The organism is Mesorhizobium sp. WSM4809 (assembly GCF_055811655.1).
Map to the genome: position 1 here is coordinate 70739 of NZ_JBVVQW010000017.1, position 20399 is coordinate 91137.

The 20399-nt window shown below is 59.9% G+C and carries 20 protein-coding genes; 13 read left to right on the plus strand and 7 right to left on the minus strand.

What is annotated here, in order from left to right; genetic code table 11:
• Positions 1-2 precede the first annotated feature (2 nt).
• Positions 3-911, plus strand: a complete 909-nt coding sequence (locus tag AC0L24_RS28250; RefSeq protein WP_127322614.1) for a LysR family transcriptional regulator — start codon at positions 3-5, stop codon at positions 909-911.
• A 455-nt stretch (positions 912-1366) separates the two neighbouring features.
• Here the strand turns inward: AC0L24_RS28250 and AC0L24_RS28255 are convergent, their stop codons facing one another.
• The gene (locus AC0L24_RS28255; protein WP_473564471.1) at positions 1367-2413 is read right to left on the minus strand and encodes an aromatic ring-hydroxylating oxygenase subunit alpha; all 1047 of its coding nucleotides are present in this window, start codon (positions 2411-2413) and stop codon (positions 1367-1369) included.
• Between the two features lie 810 nt (positions 2414-3223).
• On the opposite strand from AC0L24_RS28255, the gene AC0L24_RS28260 reads away from it, so the two are divergent.
• From AC0L24_RS28260 to AC0L24_RS28290, 7 genes are all read left to right on the plus strand, one after another.
• Complete coding sequence (locus AC0L24_RS28260; RefSeq protein ID WP_127332122.1) at positions 3224-4411, plus strand: magnesium transporter; 1188 nt, start codon at positions 3224-3226, stop codon at positions 4409-4411.
• Positions 4412-4940: 529 nt separating this feature from the next.
• On the plus strand, positions 4941-6155 hold the full coding sequence (locus AC0L24_RS28265) for a tetratricopeptide repeat protein (protein ID WP_164873696.1): 1215 nt from the start codon (positions 4941-4943) through the stop codon (positions 6153-6155).
• An 89-nt stretch (positions 6156-6244) separates the two neighbouring features.
• Positions 6245-6970, plus strand: coding sequence for a FecR domain-containing protein (locus tag AC0L24_RS28270; protein WP_164873695.1), 726 nt, complete (start codon positions 6245-6247; stop codon positions 6968-6970).
• 87 nt (positions 6971-7057) lie between these two features.
• Positions 7058-9001, plus strand: a complete 1944-nt coding sequence (locus tag AC0L24_RS28275; protein ID WP_164873694.1) for a CHASE2 domain-containing protein — start codon at positions 7058-7060, stop codon at positions 8999-9001.
• Between the two features lie 644 nt (positions 9002-9645).
• On the plus strand, positions 9646-10149 hold the full coding sequence (locus AC0L24_RS28280) for a hypothetical protein (protein ID WP_128308788.1): 504 nt from the start codon (positions 9646-9648) through the stop codon (positions 10147-10149).
• Between the two features lie 172 nt (positions 10150-10321).
• The gene (locus AC0L24_RS28285) at positions 10322-10981 is read left to right on the plus strand and encodes a L,D-transpeptidase (protein ID WP_127807741.1); all 660 of its coding nucleotides are present in this window, start codon (positions 10322-10324) and stop codon (positions 10979-10981) included.
• A 10-nt stretch (positions 10982-10991) separates the two neighbouring features.
• Positions 10992-11504, plus strand: coding sequence for an OmpA family protein (locus tag AC0L24_RS28290; RefSeq protein WP_127807740.1), 513 nt, complete (start codon positions 10992-10994; stop codon positions 11502-11504).
• On the opposite strand, the gene AC0L24_RS28295 is transcribed toward AC0L24_RS28290, so the two are convergent.
• Positions 11402-12520, minus strand: coding sequence for an SDR family oxidoreductase (locus AC0L24_RS28295; RefSeq protein ID WP_127807739.1), 1119 nt, complete (start codon positions 12518-12520; stop codon positions 11402-11404). The genes AC0L24_RS28290 and AC0L24_RS28295 overlap by 103 nt on opposite strands.
• 606 nt (positions 12521-13126) lie before the next feature.
• On the opposite strand from AC0L24_RS28295, the gene AC0L24_RS28300 reads away from it, so the two are divergent.
• The 4 genes from AC0L24_RS28300 to AC0L24_RS28315 all read left to right on the plus strand — a co-directional run bounded on the left by AC0L24_RS28300 (position 13127) and on the right by AC0L24_RS28315 (position 16052).
• Entirely contained in the window at positions 13127-13687 is a 561-nt protein-coding gene (locus tag AC0L24_RS28300; protein ID WP_245481778.1) for a hypothetical protein, read from the plus strand.
• Positions 13688-13910: 223 nt separating this feature from the next.
• The gene (locus AC0L24_RS28305; protein WP_127807738.1) at positions 13911-14198 is read left to right on the plus strand and encodes a hypothetical protein; all 288 of its coding nucleotides are present in this window, start codon (positions 13911-13913) and stop codon (positions 14196-14198) included.
• On the plus strand, positions 14195-15442 hold the full coding sequence (locus tag AC0L24_RS28310; RefSeq protein ID WP_127396516.1) for a hypothetical protein: 1248 nt from the start codon (positions 14195-14197) through the stop codon (positions 15440-15442). Before AC0L24_RS28305 ends, AC0L24_RS28310 begins: the two co-directional genes overlap by 4 nt.
• A gap of 64 nt (positions 15443-15506) precedes the next feature.
• A complete protein-coding gene (locus tag AC0L24_RS28315; protein ID WP_245481777.1) occupies positions 15507-16052 on the plus strand; it encodes a hypothetical protein in 546 nt (181 codons plus the stop codon).
• Positions 16053-16056: 4 nt separating this feature from the next.
• On the opposite strand, the gene AC0L24_RS28320 is transcribed toward AC0L24_RS28315, so the two are convergent.
• Genes AC0L24_RS28320 through AC0L24_RS28330 form a run of 3 tightly spaced genes read right to left on the minus strand, consistent with a single transcriptional unit; the run spans position 16057 to position 18203 of the window.
• Positions 16057-16521 (minus strand): GtrA family protein, encoded by a 465-nt coding sequence (locus AC0L24_RS28320; protein ID WP_127396518.1) that lies wholly within the window; start codon positions 16519-16521, stop codon positions 16057-16059.
• Positions 16499-17191 (minus strand): class I SAM-dependent methyltransferase, encoded by a 693-nt coding sequence (locus AC0L24_RS28325; RefSeq protein WP_473564472.1) that lies wholly within the window; start codon positions 17189-17191, stop codon positions 16499-16501. The genes AC0L24_RS28320 and AC0L24_RS28325 overlap by 23 nt, the downstream gene beginning before the upstream one ends.
• Positions 17166-18203 (minus strand): glycosyltransferase family 2 protein, encoded by a 1038-nt coding sequence (locus AC0L24_RS28330; RefSeq protein ID WP_164873906.1) that lies wholly within the window; start codon positions 18201-18203, stop codon positions 17166-17168. Before AC0L24_RS28330 ends, AC0L24_RS28325 begins: the two co-directional genes overlap by 26 nt.
• 285 nt (positions 18204-18488) lie before the next feature.
• Here AC0L24_RS28330 and AC0L24_RS28335 point away from each other — a divergent pair, with 285 nt between their 5' ends.
• Complete coding sequence (locus AC0L24_RS28335; RefSeq protein WP_127807737.1) at positions 18489-18920, plus strand: hypothetical protein; 432 nt, start codon at positions 18489-18491, stop codon at positions 18918-18920.
• Between the two features lie 259 nt (positions 18921-19179).
• Here AC0L24_RS28335 and AC0L24_RS28340 read toward each other — a convergent pair whose 3' ends face one another.
• Positions 19180-19677 (minus strand): metallophosphoesterase family protein, encoded by a 498-nt coding sequence (locus tag AC0L24_RS28340; RefSeq protein WP_127266460.1) that lies wholly within the window; start codon positions 19675-19677, stop codon positions 19180-19182.
• 39 nt (positions 19678-19716) lie between these two features.
• Positions 19717-19890 carry a hypothetical protein gene (locus AC0L24_RS28345; RefSeq protein ID WP_127395634.1) on the minus strand — a complete coding sequence of 58 codons (174 nt, stop codon included), beginning with the start codon at positions 19888-19890 and terminating at the stop codon, positions 19717-19719.
• Between the last annotated feature and the right edge of the window lie 509 nt (positions 19891-20399).

Genomic DNA, 20399 nt, shown 5'->3' on the forward strand with positions numbered 1-20399 from the left:
CGATGCGTTACCTGAACTCCGCTCACTATATCGATGTGGTGGCCAAGACCGGTTCGATCCGCGCCGCCGCGGAATTGCTCGCCATAACCTCGACGGCGCTCAATCGGCGTATATTGGCGATGGAGGCCGAACTCGGCGTTGCCATTTTCGAGCGACTGCCTCACGGCGTGCGATTGTCCAGCGCCGGCGAACTTCTAGTGCAGCACATGCGCAACCAGTTATCCGATATGGAGCACGTGAAATCGCAGATTGCAGACCTTGCTGGCGCCCGGCGCGGCCATGTGGCGATCGCCTGCAGCCAGGCGCTATTGCCCTACCATCTGCCGATGCAGATCTCACTCTACCGCAAGGAACATCCGAATGTGACCTTCGGAGTGCACCTGCGCGACCGGGAGGAGGCCGAGCGTGCCTTGGTCGATCACACGGCCGACATTGCCATCGTCTACGAGCCAACCCGGCTGGCTGCCTTCATGACACTAATACGGGTGCACCAGCCGGTGCATGCGGTTATGCGGCCCCATCATCCGCTGGCTTCTCACGAGACGGTGCGCTTGCGCGCTTGCCTCGACTATCCAATCGCGCTTCCCACATCAAGTTACGGTGTGCGCTACCTGCTCGACATCGGGGCGCAATCGTCATCGCTGCAGCTGGAGCCGGTGATTCAGTCAGACAGCTTCGAATTCCTGCGCAACCACGCTATCTCAGAGGATATCATCACCTTCCATTTCCCGATTGGCCTATCCCACCAGACGATGACCGGTGACATGATCTCCCGGCCGCTCGACTTGCGCGACGTGCCCGCTGGCATGCTCTATGTCGGCCAACTCAAGGGCCGCACCCTACCGGTGGCCGCTGCACGTTTCGCCGACCAGCTTTCCGCTTCGCTGGCGCAGCAGTATGAGGTCTCGTGATGGCGCCTATTAGGGGTCAGAACAAGAGCAGTGCCGGGCATCTTGCATCCTATCAAATGAATGCAATCGAATGACGCCTATTCTCGGAACGCTATCGCACGCGACTTCATGCCAAGTCCTTGGTCGCTTACCACGAAACCTTGATCGCCCGGGGCCAGAAGATGACCGGATAGCTGTGCTCGGCCGGCCGTGCGACTGGGCTGACGCAGGCGTTGCCGGAGCAGCAGCCGCGCCTCACGGGCAGAGAACCTGCGATCAGTGCCGATCGGGCCAATCAGCTCCAGCCTGCTAAACTTGGTCGTCAAAGCCGCGTGCGCCGATCTGCTCTCCGCATTGAGCGAGCTCCGATTGCCACGACGCTCGTAACTCGTCTTACCGTGCCCGCCCTATTCGACTGGCCGGAGGGCTCTCGTGCCGGCGCCGAGCTATCCGGCGGACAAGGACGCCAGGGGCGCTCACAGCCCCAGTGCCGCAGCGACACGTTCCTGGAAATACTGCACTCCCCGCTCATGCCGCCCCGAGAGCGGGCCGGAGCTATAGGCTCCTGCGGCATAGTTGCGATGCGTATCGGCGCAGATGGCGTAGTCCTCGCGTACCACGGCCAGAGTGCCTTGCACAGATTTCGCCCTGCTCTCGGATGCTTCTGCAGCGATATCGGCAAAGAAGAAATGGTAATGCTGGTCTGTGTGATGCGGTGAGGTCGGGTTGATCCGGCTAACGTTCATGCCGCCATCGAAAAGCGATAGCGTCCAGTTCGGCCACATCCAAAGCCATTTGCCGCGATAGAACAGACCGTCTTTCGGCGGTGCGGTCATCCGGACATAACCGGGATGGGCGGTGGTCTGGAAAGCTTCGAAGTCGATGGCAGCGTAGAACGAGGGATGTGTGCCAGGGATGTGGTAGCCTTCGACGAAATTGTCGGTGTAGATCTTCCAGTTCGCCGTAAAGCTGACGGTGGCCTGATCGGTGGCGGCATAGGTCTCCAACGGCTCGTCCGCCAGTTCGTCGGGCAGAGAGCCAAGTTGATCCAGAAGACTTTCCTTCGGGTCGAGTGCCGCGAAGAGCAGCCCGCGCCATTCCGACAAGTGCACCGTCTCCAGCGGCCAGTCTTCGGCGATGATCGCGGGATCCTTGCCATACCATGGGGCCTGCACCAGCCGTCCGGTGTCGGCAAAGGACCATTTGTGATAGGGGCAAACGATCAGCCCACATTTGCCCGCGCCATCGGCCAGAAGTTTCGCCCCCCGGTGGCGGCAGACGTTCTTAAATCCGCGCAAGGTCCCGTCCCGGCCCCGGATGGCGAAGATCGGCGTGCCGGCGATGTCGATGGCAAGGTATTGACCGGACGTCGCGACCGAGGCGACAGGCCCCATGAACTGCCAGGTGTGCGCGAAGATGCTGCACCGTTCCTGCTGCCAGATATCATCGCGTACATAAAGCGACGGGTCCAGGTTCAGGTATTGCACAGGCGGAGTGTCGAGTGGCAGCTGGTCGGGCCGCAAGGGGTCTGGCGTCATAGGCTAACCTCCAGTTGCGGCAATCCTGTCGTAAGCGGGGCGGCATCGCAAGAGAATTGGCTCTGCTGCGCACAGCCTGTAAGCCGGCGTGCAATTTTGCTCTAAAGCAGATTTGCTGGAGTGGCGGTCGTTTCCAATTCGCCGACCTAGTTGTCGACCGCGATCATCACGTGGGATGCTTAACCGCAGCACAGGTCCCAGGTCGACTTCGAGCCCAGTTCGTCGTCCGCCTGGTGGACGGCGGGTATCAGAATAGTGCCGTTCGCTCGCGAACGACGGGGGATGGAGTCGTGAGCTGACGAGAGAAACTTTGCCCGAGGACGCCAAGCTAGAACGGCAGCTTACCGCCGAGCGTTCGGCACGCCGAATCCTGATGTTGGCTTAAGCGTATCTCAGACATTCAGTCTGACCAGACTTTTGCGAATGGCGTCTTTGCGCTTCGTCTCGGTCATTGAGATATTAGCAGCCGCTTCCAAGAAGCAGACATCAGTGACCGCGCCATAGCTCTCGATGCGCAACGATATCAGACTCTCCAACCCGCCATTGCCCACATGCATTTCCCAAGACGGCCATTGATCGCTCAGGCAGGAATTCCGGACCGGTCCGGATCACCCAGGTGAGATGGCGTCTGCCGGGTCGACGCATGCGTCAGGCGGCGTATGTCAACTCGTTTTAGGCCGCAGTAACTTCGAGAGCCAAGGCGGACTGCTGGGGCAGGAAGAAGCTGAGTATTTCCACATTGGTGCGATCCGGTACTTAACATATTATGTGACCTTCAACTGGGGGTTATAGCGAATGAAAGATGAGACCGGCGTTCAGAAGTTGGTGCGCACACTGCGTGCCCGAGCACCCGACGACGCAGCTGAATTGCTGGCCAGAGAGTCTCCCGAGTTCATCCGCGACACACTAGAGCTGTTGCCAGAGGGGCACGCCCGCAAGGTGGCCGAGCATTTGCCATCGCATATGCGGCCCATCAGGCCCCCTGACGATGGCGAGGATTTCGCGATCCCCGAGTCGCTTGTCGAGGTAATGGACCCGATTTCCGCCAGCGTTCCTGTCGGGACGACGGTTGCTGCCTCGGTGGAAGCTGTCAGACGCGCCCAGGTGCCGACCGAACTCACTTATCTCTACGTCACGGACGAGGGCAATAAACTGGTTGGCCTGGTGGTCCTGCGCGATCTGATGCTGAGCGAACCGGACGCCATTGTCGACCAGATCATGCTGCCCAAGCCGTTCGCTCTTGATGTAGGTCTCTCTTTGAGCAACGCCTGCAAGGCAGCGGTACGGCGTCACTACCCTGTCTATCCGGTGGTGGACGCGGAGAACCGGCTGCTCGGGCAGGTTCGCGGCTGGCGCTTGTTCGAGCAGCAAGTCATTGAGATTTCCGCTCAGTCTGGCCAAATGGTAGGTGTCCAGAAGGAGGAGCGCTCTTTCACGCCGCTGTTTTCAGCCTTCTTGAAGCGTCATCCGTGGCTGCAGTTGAACCTCCTGACGGCCTTCATGGCCGCATTCGTGGTCAGTTCGTTCACAGGAACCATCGAGAAGATCGTCACGCTGGCGGCATTCCTCCCGGTCTTGGCCGGGCAGAGCGGAAACACGGGCTGCCAAGCACTGGCTATGACGCTGCGTGGCCTTGCGCTGGGGGATGTGGACAAACGACCGAAGCTGCACTTGGTGGTGAGAGAGGGCGCGCTCGGGATCGCCAACGGCTTGCTTGTCGGCCTTCTTGCGGCTGCGGCGATGTGGTTCTACGCCTCGAGGCAACCGGAGTCGGCGGCCCAAGCGCCCATGTTAGCACTTGTGATCCTGCTTGCCATGTCCGGATCGTGCCTCATGTCTGGAATCTCCGGCGTGCTGATCCCGTTGGGCCTGCGCCGGGTCGGCGCCGACCCGGCGGTCGCTTCGGCGATCTTCCTCACCACCTTGACCGATATTGTAGGCATGGGCCTGATGCTGGGGCTGGCCACCATACTCGTGCTGTAGCGAGGTACGTCCCTGGGAATTGGGGCAACAAGCTGATCTCGTCGCGTTCAGCGAATTGCGAGAGCCAGGCCGCATCGCGCACGCATCGTGAGAAGCACCCTCCGGTAGCTCTCTGACCCCTTGCGCAACGCGCCGGAAGACCTTTGGATAGGCCGTGGATGACCTTGAAGCCTATTCAGTGACCAGAACACGCGCAGAATCGCGCAAGCAATATTAACCTCGTCGGTTTGCGATCCGCCATTCAGGATCTGGTTGTTTGCCGCTGGTGCCGAATATTTCAATTACGTCCAGCAACTCCAAGCAGACGTTTTTGCGACCAGCGCAGCCAAAAATAGGAAATAAGCCTGTTAGCTTGTTGCGCAGCTGCAACAGCTGCTGAGGCTCGCATGATCTGGTGGCAGTTCAGTCGCCTTTTTTCTTGTAGTCATGCGATTCCTTCGCACTAGTCCGGTCGGGGTGGGTTCTCGGCATGCAATCTTCGTCTCGCACGATTTTCGGCTTCGCCGCAGCGCTGCTTTTTAGCGGGGTATTGCCGGCCGGCGCACAAGGTCTTTTTACGGCCTATGACGATGCGTTTTCGGCCCGCATCGCCAGTCCGGCCGACAATGGAACGCTCGCCCAATTCGTCACGGTTGCGGTCAACGCGGGCCAATACGATCAGGCGATCTCCTCAATCGAGCAGTATCTGATCCAATACCCCCGCGATGCGCGCGCCCGGCTTGCGGCCAGCCGGTTGTACTATCATGTCGGCTCCTATGAATTGGCCCGGCGGCAGGTGCAGTACGGCATCGAAGTCGGCGGTCTGACAGCGGGTGAGCAGCAGGAAGCTGTTCGCCTCCTCGGCCGGATCGATCGTGCGTTGCGTGGCGTCACCTGGGAACTCGCCCTGACCGGCGGCGTATTCAGCGCATTCACCGATTTTGCGCCGGGCGGGGCGCAGGACGAGGAAAGCTTCGTCTCGCCCTACGGGCGGGCGGAAGGCTTTGTCCGGTGGGACCTCGGCACGCCAAGTGCCGACGCGCTGGTGCTTTCAGGGTCGTTGACGGCGACAGAGCGTTTTTTCACGGAAGACCTGTCGGTTCCGGGCAGCGATAAGACTTTTGTCCACGGCAACGCAGCGATTACCTGGGACAAGGGGCTGCCCAATAGTGGGATCGATTCGCTTCGCCTGCTGCTCTCCGCGTTTACCGTTACAGACCGTTTCGACAGCGATATTCAGGAAACCGGCATTGGCCTTGGTGGACGTTTCCTCGTTCGACCGACGGTCGAAACGACGCTCTTCGCCGGTGGCGGCTACATCGATCTAAGCGCCTCGCAAGGCATTTTCGCCGACAGCAGGGTCTTCTATGAGGCAGGCGGCAGCTACCGCTTCCGCAATGGCCAGGCGCTCGGACTGCGCTTTGTCGGCTCGAATGACTTCGCTTCCGGATCTGGAGAAATCGGCCGCAGCTACTCAGGCGAGGTCCGCTATGGCGGCCTGTTGATGAACGTACCGGATCTTTTCGCATGGTCACACCAGATCGCCTTCTCAGCCGGCCACAGCGACATTCCCGATCTCTCGGTCGGCATCGGCACAAATATTAAGAGCGACTTCTGGCGCATTGCCTCGGAAAGCGATTTTCAGCTGACGGAAGCCCAGAAGATCAGCGTTGATCTCGCCTGTCGAGAAACCACCTTCGCCATCGCCAACCGCGACCGAAAATCGTTCGAAATGCTCATGAGCTATACGTTGACGCTCAATTGAAAGAGGCCTCGATGAGGTACCGTCAGATCGCTCTTTTTATCGCCTGCCTTGCTTTCACGGTACCATCCGCCGCTGAGACAGTCGGGTCGATGACAGCCTATCAGACCAACATCGTCCGCAACAACGATGGGACAATGAACGTTGGTGCTGGCGTCGAACTCGGCGACCAGTTGCGCAGTGACCCCACCGGTCTTGGAATGCTGGTGTTCCGGGATGAATCGAGCGCCAAGATTGGTCCGAACACCAGCCTGACAATCGATGAATTCGTCTACAATCCGGGCTCCAGTTCCGGAAAGATCGATATCGGGATGAACAGCGGCCTGGCACGTTTTTATGGCGGCCAAGTTTCTAAAGGGGGCGTCATGCAGGTTGCGACGCCGCACATGGTGCTCGGGGCGAGAGGCGGCATCATCGAAGTGCTGGTGGCAGCCGGCCAAACTGTCGGCATATTGCGCGCCGGCCGCATGACCTGCACGATCAATGGCAAACGACTGGTCATCACAAACCCGGGCTACGCCTGCACGTCGGAAGATGGCAAGCTGCTGACCGGCTACGGTGGCATCGACACCTTCCCGATATTGGACAGTATTGACCGGATAGCGGGCACCGGCCTGCCAGGGGCACCGGGTCCTGGGTTGGACGTAAGCGCAATTTGTGCATCGGCACTCGGCGGCTCGCTCGAAGTCTGCGGGTCCACGGACGGCGCATTGCCAGGAGTGATCTTGGAATTCCCTGACAGCCCAATGCCACCTGCGGGCAGCGGGGGGCGGAGGGGCGAGTGTGAGGGTGAGCGTTGCTGTTACTACTGCGATTAGACTGGCCCCACGATGAGCCGCTTGGTCGGTAGTCCCTGGGCTGATTGGCGGCAAGCTGGCAGGCGCAAAATATCCGGCCTTGTGGTCGTGCTCCTGCTGCTCGCTTGCCATTTGGCTTTTGACGCACCGTTGTCGCGTCTGCGTGAGCGGACGTACGACTTCTATCAGTTTCTCGCCCCACGCCAGGCGACGAGCAATCCTGTCGTGATCGTCTCGATAGATGACGCCAGCCTCAAGGCACATGGGCGATGGCCTTGGAATCGTGGCCTCTTGGCCGATCTGGTCGATGGCATCACCGAATCCGGCGCGGCGGTGGTCGGGCTTGCGCTGGTACTCCCCGAGGCCGACAACTCGCCTGAAGGCATCGCCGGAGACAAGCACTTAGCAGCGGCGCTGGCCAAAAATCGAACGGCGCTTGCCGTCAGCCTAGGCAATGAGGCGACAGTTTCAGAAGCAGAACCCAAAGCCGGCTGGTCGATCGTCGGGCAAGTACCCGATACACTTCCCGGCTTCACCGGCTTGACCGGCTCGCTTGCCGAATTCTCGAACACTGCCGCGGGCCTTGGAGTGATTCGCACCTTGCCCGATCCCGACGGCGTACTGCGCCATGTGCCGCTGCTCTGGCTTCGCAACACCGCTCAAGGCGTGCAGCTGTGGCCGTCCTTCGCACTCGAGCTCCTGCGCCTTTACGCTGGACAGGACGGGTACATAGCCCGGATGAATGCAGCCGGGTTCGACGCACTCAGGATGGCCGGCGCCATTGTGCCGCTCGAGCCGGAGGGGAGCATCCGCCTCTGGCAAACCGCCACCGATGCGCCCCGCCTGTCTGCCAGCACTATCCTTTCGCGCCATGGCGATCCGCGGCTGCGCGACGCCATCGCCATTGTCGACCTGTCGGCTGTGGGACTGACGCAGTACCTGCCCACGCCAAGGAGTCCAGCACGATCAGGAGCGGACATCCACGCCGACGCGGTTGGCCAGATGCTTGCCGGGAGCTACCTGGCCGAGCCAACGCACGCGCGTATGCTCGAGCGGCTCTGGTTTCTCCTCAGTGCCGTCGTTTTCATCGGGCTGTCCGGAGTGCTCGCCGGGCGTGTCGTGCTTGGCGCCCTCGCACTGGCGCTGCTGGCCGTCACGCCGTTTGTGTTCGGCGCTCTCGAGTACAGCATGCAGGGTGCACTCTATGACCCGCTGCAGCCGGCGCTTGCAACGATCATGGTTGCGGGCTTCGAAGGCTATGTCCTCTACAGGCGCAGCGAGCAGCGCCGGTCCACCTTGGCGCGACAGTTCTCCCAATATCTGTCGCCCTCCGTGGTGCAGCGCCTCGCAAGCTCGGACACCGAGGCAATCCTGTCTGGCGAGAAGCGCGAGATCACAATCCTGATCAGCGACATACGCGGCTTCACGACGATGAGCGAACAGCTCGATACCCATGAGATCGCCAAGGTAGTCAACCATTTCCTTGGTATTGCGACCGATGAGATACTCAAGCGCGACGGCACCATCGACAAGTTCATGGGCGATGCGGTGCTGGCCTTCTGGAACGCGCCGCTTGATCAACCCGATCATCGCGAGCGTGCGCTCGACGCGGGTCTTGCCCTGATCGAGCGGGTGAAGCGCGAAGATGCCGCCTTCACTGCGGATGGCCATCGCTCGATCGAAATCGGCGTCGCCATCGAGACCGGCATCTGCTCGGTAGGCAATTTCGGCTCCCAACGACGCTTCGATTACACCGCAATCGGCTCCCCGGTGAACCGCGTGGCACGTCTCGAGTCCACGACCAAGAAGCTGGGCATCCCCCTGGTGCTCGGACCCGGCTTTGCGGCAGGAGCATCGATGCCGGTCGTCCAGGCGGGCGCCTTTGAGCTCCAGGGTTTCAAGGGCGAGGTGCCGGTTTTCACTGTTCCGGAGATGCAAGCTGCTCACCAAGGTGTGAGCCGCGAAGTAGAGATCCAACAATCTGGCGCCCCTGGCGCGGTGGTTGGTTCGCCGCCATCCGTGCAAATGACACCGCCTGATGTTGCGCCCTGAACCCGAAGCACACGCTGACCGGATTCAGCCGATCGCAGGGGTGCCGTCCTGCATCGTGAACTAAGACCGCTGGGGAGGACCTAGGTGCCATCAGGCGGCATCCGGCCTGCGCAGCCGTTGTTTTTGACGGCGGGCGTCTCGCACGCCTGCAGGATTAGGCCAATTTGGTCGGCCGCAAAATACCGGAGCTGAAAGTAGCCCATCTATTCCTGAAAGCTGCCATTCTAGTTGCGGCCCCACGCTCATCAACCGTCTGCCGGCGCGCAGCGGTCATCCAACAGAACACCGGCCGACCTGTTCAGTTCGAGTTGATGAGCGACGCACGCTCCAGCCTTCTCGCATGGCTGGAGCGACGCGGTAGAAGATGCCCTGGAACTGCTGAGGCTACGGAAACCTACAGATGCAGCTCCATTTCCGAGTGGAGCCGCGTATGCTAAGCGCCTTGTTTCGGTCGTTGAGGCGAACTCCTGCGATCCCATATGTGGACATAGTTGCTGAAGACGCTTTGAACCAGACTCGCGTGGGAGTGAGGTTGCAAAACGCCTCCTCCGGGTGAGAACTCCCCGCAGAGAGCCGCTTCTTCAGACAGGCTCCGACCAGGCCGCAGGATAGGCGAGGCAGCCCCAGAATTTGGAGACCAGAACATGGCAAGCGGGGAGCAGCAAGACAAATCAGCGGCGGAAAAGGCAGTATGGCCGCTTCTCTTTCTAACGGCGGCGCTGCAGGCGTATCTGGGTCTGTCGTTGGTAGCCTATGTGTTCATGGGCGTGTCAAACCCGGGCTCCGGGATGGCCGGATGGACAGCGGCCATGACAGGCGGGCTCCAGACGATTGCGGCCATGGCGGCCTTTGTGCTGGCTCTTCGAGGCGATCTTCGCGGCACTAACCTGGCGTTAGCCGGCAGCATCATGCTGGGCTGGTTTTCGATGCTGCCTTCGGTCGCTGAGCAAGGGCTCGACTTTGGCGGTGACGACTGGGGTACCCCGGTCTATTTCGTGGTCTCCCCCATCATCGCGATCGTTACGGCAACGCTAGCTTGGCGCAACCTATACCTGGTCCCGGCAGCTTTCATCGTAACAGCACCGACCTTCATCGGCATTTTGGTCGTCATCGTCTTCGGAATCGCCATCGCTTTATACGGCTTCTGAATGCGTGGCAGGTTCGAGGCTCGAAGTCGCAAGGATTGGCTTCGGCCCGTGAATCCGAGGCGTATCGAAGGTCCGGCTTCGGGTCGCATCCGGCCCGCTGCAGCATTTTCCACTTTGAGGCGAAATCATTCTCGACTATGGTCTGCCAGACTTAAGGCATGGGGGATTGCCGATGGTTTTATCACGCAGGGGAGTCGTGATCGGCGGCCTGGCGCTGGTCGCGGTCGGTGCAACCGGCAATATCGTTCTAGCCGCGACGGCAAAATCCTTTTTCGCCGGTGACGCCAGCGACAACAATTTTGTCTATCGCAAGACCAACTTCGCCAAGATCGACAAGAGATGGCATCGCCAGATCGTGAAGTATTTCAGCAGCGAGCCGGTCGGCACTGTCGTGGTCGATACCCGCCACCACTTCCTCTACCTCATCATGGAAAACAAGACCGCCATCCGCTACGGCGTCGGCGTAGGCAAGGACGGCTTCAAATGGTACGGCCGCGCGACGATCGACCGCCGCGCGCTGTGGCCACGATGGGTCCCGCCCCCCGAAATGCGTAAGCGCAAGCCGGACCTACCGCCGATGGTCGCAGGCGGCGCGTCCAACAATCCGCTCGGGCCGCGCGCGCTCTATCTGTACCGCGACGGCGCCGACATCGGCTACCGCCTGCATGGCACCCTGGAGCCATGGAGCATCGGCACCGACGCTTCCAGCGGCTGCATCCGCATGTTCCCGGAAGACATCATCGACCTCTACCAGCGGTGCCCGATCGGCACCGCGGTGGAGGTGCTGCCGCACATCGCCGACCAGGCGCCCGCTTCCACAACTGTCGAATGATTGGCGCCTGATGAACCGCATGATTGAAAACACGCGCCGGCTGCTCGCTGCCAGCCTGCTGGTGTTTGTCGCATCCTGCTCGACCAGCAACACGCTGGCCCCTTCCACGCCAGACGTCACCAACGCCGAGATTGCCGGCTTCCAGAACGTGCAGCCGGGCAGCGAGGAGGATTTTATCCTCAATGTCGGCCGCCGCACCTATTTCACACAAGGTTCGGTTGCGCTCGATTCTGTCGCCAAGGCCACCCTCGACACCCAGATCGCCTGGTTAGCAAAGCATCCGCGCTGGCTGCTCAAGCTGCAGGGTTTCGCCGACGATCCCGGCGCAAGTGAAACGGCGCTGTCGCAGCAGCGCGCCGATGCGGTGATGGACTACCTCGCCGCGGGCGGCATAGACCGCAATCGCATGTGGGCCAAGGGCTACGGCAAGGAGAGGCTCGTCCGCGACTGCCCCGACGCCGCCTGCAGGTCGCAGAACCGCCGCGTTGTGTCTAATTTGCGCGATGAGAGGGACGAGTCGTAGGTGGCAGCAGTTTTGCTTGTCATCGGAGGCCGTAGGCAGCTTTGTCCCCGTAAAGCAGACATGCCGACGATAGCACTTGCCGCAGGACTGACCAAAGCGAGAAGTCGCATCGCCCAGTTTGGCATCTCAAATCGCGGCGCTTTTGCTCCATGAGCACCCAGCCGCGACCTGAGCACCCGGGCTATCTCGTATATGCTCATCGTTTCACCCGCTATTGCAACGAACCGCTCGCCATTTGCTGCAGGATCGGTCATAGCGCGAATGTGTAGATCGGCGACGTCGCGGACGTCCACGATCCCGTAGGAAAGCTTCGGAGCTAACGGCAGATTTCCGTCCAGCATACGTTGGATGAGTGAAATTGACGGAGAATAGTCGGGGCACATGACCGGCCCCAATATCACCGTCGGGTTTACTGCTGTAAGCTCTGGCCCACCTTTTCGCCTCACAAAATCCCAGGCATCTTTTTCGGCTAACGTCTTCGATCTGACGTAGGCGGTGAGAGTGGGAATGCTCAAGTCACTCCAATCGGCCTCAGTGAATTCAGCGGTGTCCATATCGCGAGCGTAACTCATGGCAACGAATGACGATGTGATCACCAGCCGTTTAACCTTCGCTTCATGTGCTGCTCGCAACACTCGTAGTGTGCCAGATCTGGCGATGCCGATGGTGTCAATATTGCCACCCTTTTGTCCAACGGCAAATGGAGAGGCGACATGTAGCACGTAGGAGCTACCGGCGGCGGCATCATCCCAACCGGGATCGGCACTCAAATCTGCCTCGATGAAGGAAAGAGAAGCGCCAATTGATGATGCGCCCATCTGCTCGAGTGTACGACGAACTTCTGGTTCGCGTGTCAGCGAGCGTACAGTGCATCTAACCCGGTATCCAAGATCGAGCAGCTGCAAAATACAGTACATACCGAGGAAGCCGGAACCTCCCGTAACCAGCACTTGTTGGGATTGCGTAGAACGTTTGAGAGGTCTGATCATCGGCATCTGAAGTTGCGGGATTTCCATCGCAGTTTAAGCACTGATTCGATAGCCGACCACGCCCTTTCCCGATAACTTGGTCCTCTCCCCGGAAAAGCACAATCTCATATAGCTGGAAGACATGCTGCCCGACGACTATGCAGAGTGGGTCAAACCACGTCCACCTCCTCCCCATCTGAGAGCAAACCGACCGGCGCTATTTCCTCAAGCTGATCAAATGCAGGCGCGCCGAATCATCGCACCGCGCGCGGGCGCAAAGCGGCTGGAATGCTTGGACCGCTTCAAATGCCCGCACTCAATCGCTTTTCCGGACCTTCGCGTAACGACAGTTCGGTTCGAGCCATGATAGGCTTTGCGCCTCGAGAATGGTGGCGTCATTGCGCGGCGAACGGCCTTCTTGCGTATCCGGCGAAGGGGTGACAAACTGGGCAGTCGGACTTTTTGAGAGGGTGACGATGGCGTTGGGGGGGCCCGCGGATGGCAAGCGCAGGCGCTTTGCTCGACACAACACGGCCGCCCGTCAGGCGATGAATCTTAGTGCCAGCGGGGTAGTTGGAGCGTTAGCATGCCTGGTCATCGGGCAAGTTTCCGTTCACTTGAACCCGGCGGGTGCTCCCGCAATAGCGGTTGGCGATGCATATTCTCGCCATCGTGATTGTGTTCGCTGTGCGCGAACCGTTCCGTTTGCCATCTTGCAGCACTTCTCGCCCACTCGCCAAGATGATTGCCGTTGGCTGCGTCCTCGTTCTCGCAGCCGCTCTTTATGTCATCGCGCTGGCAGACTTCCCCCACAGGGTTGATGGAGATGCAGCGGCGCAGGCGAACAACGCTATGGAATTTTTGGTGGGAAACGGTCGTCACTACGGGGGCGGCAACGTGGTGGAAGAGACGGCCGAGATCGATGACGGACATCTCGATCTCTATAGCTTGGAAATGACGAACCTCTGGAAACTGGCGCTGATGCTCCGCTCCTTCCGTTCTGGAACGCATGGCGCCTGGCGAGAGGTTCGGACGGCTAGGTGCGTCGAGTTCGACATCGAGACGGAGAAGCCGATGCCGGTCAACACCGATGGTGAGATCGTCACCTCGACACCAGCTCATTTCAAGGTCCACGCAAAGGCGATCTCGGTCTTTGCGCCTCCGCCCGTGGGCATTCGACGTCGCACAGAAGGAGCATTCGGTACGGACCTTTGATTTGTCGGGCGACCATCCCGGTGTCAAGGCTGCGCAATAGCTCGTCCGGCCGCCGAGGCATGCATGATTATCGTGTTCTCGACGCGCTTCAAAGGCGCCTTCCACGCACCGCGGGTATTCTCCAAACGCTCGCTTAGAAGCAGGGCCAAAGATTTGTTGCCCTTCGCCGCTCGAATATTAGCAACCTCTTGACGATCGCCAGCCGCGCTCCAGAATCCCTCACATGGTGCGGGAACAGACTGGCATCGGCTTTGGCCACGAGGTGACGATAGGCGTCACCCATCTGGAACTGCTCGACGACCGTCGGGCCAGCGTCAGCGTTGCGACCTACAACTTCCTCTTCTCGATCGACACGCCGAAGAAGGCAAAGGCGCCGGACAAGTTGAACCTCATCGGCCACGCCAGGGCGGTCGATTATGAAGCTGGCAAGGCCACGGTCGGCGGTTTGGTCACAGTCGAAGCGGGCTCCCATCAGGGGGTGGAAACTCGCCGCGCCGGTGCTCCGCGATGAGAAAATCCGGGACTGACAATCTCGTCCCGGCCATCAAGAGCCCCGGCGATGCGCCGTCGATGAAGGGCGCAGAGCAGTTCGAGATTTTCCCCGACTACGGCCCGACGATCAACAAGCGCCACATGGTAGCGGCAGCGGTCGTGACAGTCCCGCTCCTGTTCGGTTTCACTGGCCTTGCTATTCGTTATGCCGCTGTTGCTTCAACGTTGGCGGAACCAGGCTTCGAGTCTTATGCTCGTGCGCTCTGCCGATGGGATTGCCACTGGTATCTGGATATTTCCGAACGCGGCTACGAGCGCTTTCCCATCCCAAACCAAAGCAACGTCGGACGATGGGGCTTCTTTCCATTCTATCCGATGCTGGTAGCGGTGATCCGGGCGATTTTCCCCTTCGCCACGATACTGGTCGCGACGATCACTTCGATTGCATGCAGCTACACCGCGTGTCTGGTGGCATGGCCGCTGCTGGAGAAGAACATGCGGGCCTATGTACTGTACTGCGCTTTTCTGCTTAGCGGCCCGTTATCCTTCCACTTCACAACTTTCCTTTCCGAATCTCTTTTCGTGCTCCTGACCTCGATTGTCTTCCTGGCACTCAAACGTTCCAGCTATCCCGTCGCTGGCATCTCGTCAGCGCTCCTCTCGGCAACGAGGCTCGTTGGGGTCCTCGTCGTCTTTGCGACCGTCATTCAAATGTTCCAGCAGCATCGCGAACGGGGCGGCTCACCACTCTCCTTTCCGCGTTGGGTGCTCGGTCGACCGGATCTGCTCGTCGCTATCTTTATCTCGCCTGCCGGCTTGTTTGCCTACATCCTGTTTTTGTATGTCACTGTCGGCGACGGCTTTGCATTTCTGCACGTCCAACGCGCCTTTGGACGAGTGGCTGGGAACCCGCTCCTGTTTCTATGGGACGGACTCTCAGCATTTCCCAAGACCGGGTGGCTGCCCACGGCGCCGCAATGGAGTGCGCTCGCAGCGATCATCGGGCTGGCGCTATCAGTCGTGCTGGTGGCTCGCAAGCAATATGGCGCTGGGGTCTTCTGCGCGATCTGCATTCTCGTGCCATTGATAACGAATCTGGCCTCCATGGTCAGATACGTCATTGGGCTGGCGCCTCTGATAATGTTGATGGCCGTCCTGTTGTCGGCGTCGAAACTGACCTGGCTGGCCGCTTTGGTTCTCTTCCTGGTCGCCTGCTATTTCATGACGGTGGCATGGATTGGGGGCTACCTTGCTTTGGTCTGACACCCTCAACCCCCATGGACGCGCTATCTCGCTTGGCGCTTACGCGCTCGCCGCGGTTCTGGCCGTGTCCGAACTCGCCATCCTTGCGCTGGCCCTCCATCCGAATGTCCACGCCGACTATCGTGCCTATTACATCGACCGCACGACGACATGCCTCAACCGCGATGCCATTGGCAGCTACTCACTCGGCCAGACAGTGTCCTTCCGGTCCGATGGCGCCAAACGGGTAGCCGGCATGAAAGTTTGTGGCTGGTCGGGGCCGGTAGCCGACGGCACGCATTCGCTGGGCGAGACCTCGCGGCTTCGCCTGCAGATACCGCCACTTCGCGACGGCCTTAAGGCAACGCTACAAATGGCCGCTGTCATTCGTCCGCCACAGATGACGCAGAGGGTGATAATCTCGGTGCATGGCGTGTCCGTGCATAAGGTCACACTGTCGGGCAAGCAACCGATAACCGTCTCGTTCGTCATTCCGCACGCAGCTTTTTCGGACGCCAGCACGTTCGAAATGACCTTTGACTATCTTGACGGGATCCCGCCCAGCCAGGCCGCCAGCGACATTTATAAGCGCTCCATCAAATTGGTGTCGTTTCGACTGGACGCCATTTAGAGCATTATTGCCTCTGGCGGGAGCGATTGCCGTGCCGACCGGGAATGCGTCCGGCAAAAACCCACCGGTCAAGCACGAAGAAATTGATGCCGGGGACAAGCAAGCACGTAATCAGCACGGGAATGATGAGCGGCAAGCCCAGCTTTACCGTCAGCAACGCCGGCGCCCCATAGGCAATGGCCAAGCCTGTTGCCGCCAGCAGGAGAAAACGCGGAGCTTCAGTTCGATGCGATCGGCCCGACACGAACGTCAGGGATTTGTGAGCCAGATACGAAAACAGGGTGGCTGCGGCATATGCCCCAAGCGAGGCATGGATGGGCGTTAAACCGAGCCATTCCGATTTGGAAAAAACAGCAACCAAAGCGGCATACAGAAGTGTGGCAGCGATGCCGACCAGGCCGAAGCGTGCCAGTAGCTTCAGGGCGTCGTCGCCGGCAGGCCGATGCTCATGCATGCGCACTACACGCATACTGTGCCCCCAGCGGCAGGGGGGCGAGCGCGCGCTCGACTTTTCGGGCCAAGGGCCCGCCCGACGGCAGCAGCAGGAAGTGCTCGGATCGGATGTTGCTGAAGCCTGCTTCTTGAAGGAGGGACGCTGTTTTGGCTGCGCTGAGCAGCACCGCGTCATGGTCGAAGGGACACCGGAACACAGCCAGACGCGTCAGCGGATTATAGGGATTGTGCTCGATGATGCAGGCGGCACCGCCTGGGCGTACGACGCGCCGCATCTCGCGAACGAACCCGAGCCAGGAAGCGGGCGGAACATGATGGACGACGCAGCTGGCGAAGGCCAGATCGAAGACGCCATTGTCGTATGGCAGGTTCGGCGTGGTGCAGACCGTGTAGGTGACGCTCGGATTCTCCTGGCTGGCACGCAAGATGGATTCCTGCGAGATGTCACAGCCCTCCAGGCACTCGAAGGCGCCTTTGAGATAGGGATGGAGCACACCTACGCCGCAGCCGACATCAAGCACCCGCAAATCCGGGCCGGCATGACGAAGCCCCCGCTCGACCACAATGCGTCGCAGCAACTCGGCCTTCGCCATGAGAAAGAAGTCGTGCTTAAGCCCTGAAAAGCGGATCGATCCCTGGACCGTCTCACCATAATTGAATCTATAGCTGTCGAAGGGTTCGGACATTGGCCGGGACTCCAAGCCGGGATTTTCGAGGCGAGCGGCGGCTCTTGCCCGGGACGGCTGGCATCGGCCGGTCGAAGCCGGTGAGGCGATCGATCACGTAAAGCGGGCGCCGTTTTACTTCGGCGTGGATGCTGCCGACATACAATCCGACAACGCCGGTCATGAAGAGGTTGATGCCGCACAGGAGCGACACGATCATCACGGTGGATGTCCAGCCGGCAACAATGCCTGTTTCAAAGGCCCAGGCGTAGATGGCGTAGGCACCGAAGGCTACGGCCAGCGCAGAAATGGCCAAGCCACCCCAGAGCGCCAGGCGCAGCGGCTGTTCCGAGAAGCTGACGATGGCGTGCGCAGCAAGATGCACCATCTTCCAGAATGGGTATTTGGTCTGGCCATGGGTTCGTGCCGGGCGCTCGAAAGGCACCGACGCCTGCTTGAATCCCATCCAGCCAAACATGCCCCTGACGAAGCGATCGTGTTCGGGCATCTGCCTAAAAGTTCTCAGCGCTTTGGGACCGACCAACCGGAAATCTCCAACATCGCGCGGAATGTCAACGGTCGTCATCCTTTCCAGCAAGCGATAGAAGAGACTTGCCGTGAAGCGCTTGAACCAGGATTCGCCCTCGCGTTTGACGCGCCGGGCATAGACAATTTCGAAACCTTCTTTCCACTTCGCCACCAGATCGAGAACCACCTCGGGTGGGTCTTGGAGATCGGCATCCATGACGATGACGGCATCCCCCTGGGCGGCGTCCATACCGGCTGTGATTGCTATCTGGTGCCCAAAATTGCGGGAAAGCTCGATTAGCCGAAAACGAGGCTCGGCGGCGACCACACGCCGAAGGTAAGTGACGCTGCCATCGCTGCTTCCGTCATCGACGAAAATAGCCTCTGTCTCACCGTCCAGCTGGTGGATTAGCAACCTGATCCGCTCGATCAGACGAGGCAGCACTTGTTCCTCGTTGTATATCGGCAGAACCAGCGAGTAGCGCAGCGACACGTTCGCTCTCATCCCGGCACTTTGGATTACAGAGGCCTCCATGCCGATCAAATGAAACGCCAGCCTCAAAGTTCCATAAGGCATTACTAATTTAATTTGTTGTTGCAGGCGGGTGGCGAGCTGTTCGTTCTGAACGGCTTCGGTCTGATTTGGGATGAGATATCGTTTCGCGCGCCGGCGGAGCAATGCGCTGTTTCGCAATCATTGTCGGGCAAGTGGCCGCCTTGCCAGCTCTTGTCAGCGCGTCGGCGCGCGATAATTTTTGAGGGGAAGGGACTTCGACCAAAGGAGCCGACGATGGAACACCAAACTTTAAGCCAACTGCAGACAATTGCAGAAGTAGAACCCCTGTCGACATACCCGATCATGACCCGGCAACAGCGCATTGAGCGCTGGGCAGAGTTGCTGGAACAACATCCCGAGCGACGCCTGACAGCGCTTACCGGCACTGAGTATCTGAAGCGGGAAGCTCGCGACGCAGCGCGCGGTGAGGGCTCGCCAATTACTGTGGCCTTCGAGGACCCGCTACTGCGTGCGTTAGGCCTGAAGGATGACACCTATGGGGCAGCAAAGCGCTTCTTCGAACTGTCTGACGGGGAGTTGCATGACATCGTCTGCAGTTGCCATGTCGGAACCACGTTCAGAGGGCAGTGGGCTGCCGCTAGAGTCCGCCGGGCAATCGGAGGGAACAGGTTTCTTAAGTGGCTTAGAGAGAGTGTGTGGCACTGAGGTCGCCAAGGACGGCGATTGAAGCTCGTTTCAAGCGAGGTGGATGAACGATTGGGGCGCCAGTGGAGCGCCGTGTTGACGACGGGGGTCGGCGCCTGTCCCACGGCTGTGCAGATGGGTGGGGCGCTCCTCGGTCCCAGTTTACTCGCGGTGCGTTCCAGCATGGCTGCAATACTCCAGGGGCAGGATTCTGGAATCCTGTTTGCGGCTAGCATCACCACGTGAAGACATCGATCGTTCGCCATCTGCTGCGCTAACCTCAATCTCGGCGGCGCCTGGCCTGTATGGCAGCAAAGGTGACTGGGCGAAAATCCCAGGCGTCGACGCCGACGTCGTGCTGGCGCGTCATTGGCTTCAGCCGGCCATGAGAATGGCCGTGCAGGTTTATCGATTTCTTGCCGATCTTGTTCCAGGTGCGGAACGGGTAGTGGCAAAGAACCAAGAAACTGCCCTCGACAGTTAGCTCCTTGTAGTGTTGCACGCTAGCCCAAGCCGAAGCGCGGAGCGTTACCATGCCGTCGTTGTTGCCGATGATCAGGTGTTTGGTGCCGTGGAGGCAGGACAGCAGCGAAGACACTGTCTCGGCCGATCCCTTGGCGAAGTCGCCGAGGTGCCAAACCTCGTCATTTGGAGCAACAGTCTCGTTCCAAAGTTCAGTCAGTGCCTGGTCGTGCGCCACCAATGAACTGAAGGGGCGGGGGTCGAGCCGCAGAATGCGGGGATCGTTGAAATGCGTGTCGGAGGTGAAGAAGATCATGCGCCGCCGCTGGCTGAGATGAGCGCTCAACGGACGCTTTTAAGTTCGGTTGCCGGAGCGGCTTTTGGGTCCATCATCGATCCTGATTTGGGCTTCCCTGAGCATCTTGAGTGCCTCTTCCTTGGTGAGGCCGCACTTGCGCGCAAAGTAGAGAGCTTCGATCGCCTTTTCACGATCTGTGGCTTCTGTGTGCTGTTTAAGCTTTTCACCCATCGTTCTCTATCACCTTTTGATGCCACCGAACCATCACGGTGCCGGGTTGTTCCCATCCATCGGATCTGCTGACCTGCGGAGCGCCGCTGCCTGATGTCGCCGATAAACGAGATCCCGAGACCTGTAGCAGGCATCAGCTTGGTCGTTTCTATGTGGCCCGTCTGGGAGGCACTGTCGGAGCTCTAAAGTTGCCGAACGCTTTGCGGCGGTTGCTTTTGGCTACGAGCGGGCGCGGCAGGCATCTACTGCCGAAGGCGGCTCGCGCTCGCGGAGGAACCATGCAACGCGCTTTTTGAATCGCAGTCTGAAGACCCAACCGCGATCACCTGGTGCGCCCGACGGTAGGACAGCGAGAAGCCTTGCCTATGCCTTTGCAAGGTTGCCATGGCGATCCGGAACCTCGAGGCATGTGGAGAGTTGTCCAGCAGCCCAGCGGAGATTCAAGCCATGGCGCCACCAGATGCCAATCCCGGCGTCGCCGCGCAGCCGAAACGCTCTAGCAAGCCGGC

What these genes read in the sequence shown, in the direction of transcription:
- AC0L24_RS28250 (WP_127322614.1), top strand. Translation starts at nt 3, where the DNA reads ATGCGTTACCTGAACTCCGCTCACTATATCGATGTGGTGGCCAAGACC.
- AC0L24_RS28260 (WP_127332122.1), top strand. Translation starts at nt 3,224, where the DNA reads ATGAAAGATGAGACCGGCGTTCAGAAGTTGGTGCGCACACTGCGTGCC.
- AC0L24_RS28270 (WP_164873695.1), top strand. Translation starts at nt 6,245, where the DNA reads ATGACAGCCTATCAGACCAACATCGTCCGCAACAACGATGGGACAATG.
- AC0L24_RS28280 (WP_128308788.1), top strand. Translation starts at nt 9,646, where the DNA reads ATGGCAAGCGGGGAGCAGCAAGACAAATCAGCGGCGGAAAAGGCAGTA.
- AC0L24_RS28285 (WP_127807741.1), top strand. Translation starts at nt 10,322, where the DNA reads ATGGTTTTATCACGCAGGGGAGTCGTGATCGGCGGCCTGGCGCTGGTC.
- AC0L24_RS28290 (WP_127807740.1), top strand. Translation starts at nt 10,992, where the DNA reads ATGAACCGCATGATTGAAAACACGCGCCGGCTGCTCGCTGCCAGCCTG.
- AC0L24_RS28295 (WP_127807739.1), bottom strand. Translation starts at nt 12,520, where the DNA reads ATGGAAATCCCGCAACTTCAGATGCCGATGATCAGACCTCTCAAACGT.
- AC0L24_RS28300 (WP_245481778.1), top strand. Translation starts at nt 13,127, where the DNA reads ATGCATATTCTCGCCATCGTGATTGTGTTCGCTGTGCGCGAACCGTTC.
- AC0L24_RS28305 (WP_127807738.1), top strand. Translation starts at nt 13,911, where the DNA reads ATGGTGCGGGAACAGACTGGCATCGGCTTTGGCCACGAGGTGACGATA.
- AC0L24_RS28310 (WP_127396516.1), top strand. Translation starts at nt 14,195, where the DNA reads ATGAGAAAATCCGGGACTGACAATCTCGTCCCGGCCATCAAGAGCCCC.
- AC0L24_RS28320 (WP_127396518.1), bottom strand. Translation starts at nt 16,521, where the DNA reads ATGCGTGTAGTGCGCATGCATGAGCATCGGCCTGCCGGCGACGACGCC.
- AC0L24_RS28325 (WP_473564472.1), bottom strand. Translation starts at nt 17,191, where the DNA reads ATGTCCGAACCCTTCGACAGCTATAGATTCAATTATGGTGAGACGGTC.
- AC0L24_RS28330 (WP_164873906.1), bottom strand. Translation starts at nt 18,203, where the DNA reads ATGAGAGCGAACGTGTCGCTGCGCTACTCGCTGGTTCTGCCGATATAC.
- AC0L24_RS28335 (WP_127807737.1), top strand. Translation starts at nt 18,489, where the DNA reads ATGGAACACCAAACTTTAAGCCAACTGCAGACAATTGCAGAAGTAGAA.
- AC0L24_RS28340 (WP_127266460.1), bottom strand. Translation starts at nt 19,677, where the DNA reads ATGATCTTCTTCACCTCCGACACGCATTTCAACGATCCCCGCATTCTG.
- AC0L24_RS28345 (WP_127395634.1), bottom strand. Translation starts at nt 19,890, where the DNA reads ATGGGTGAAAAGCTTAAACAGCACACAGAAGCCACAGATCGTGAAAAG.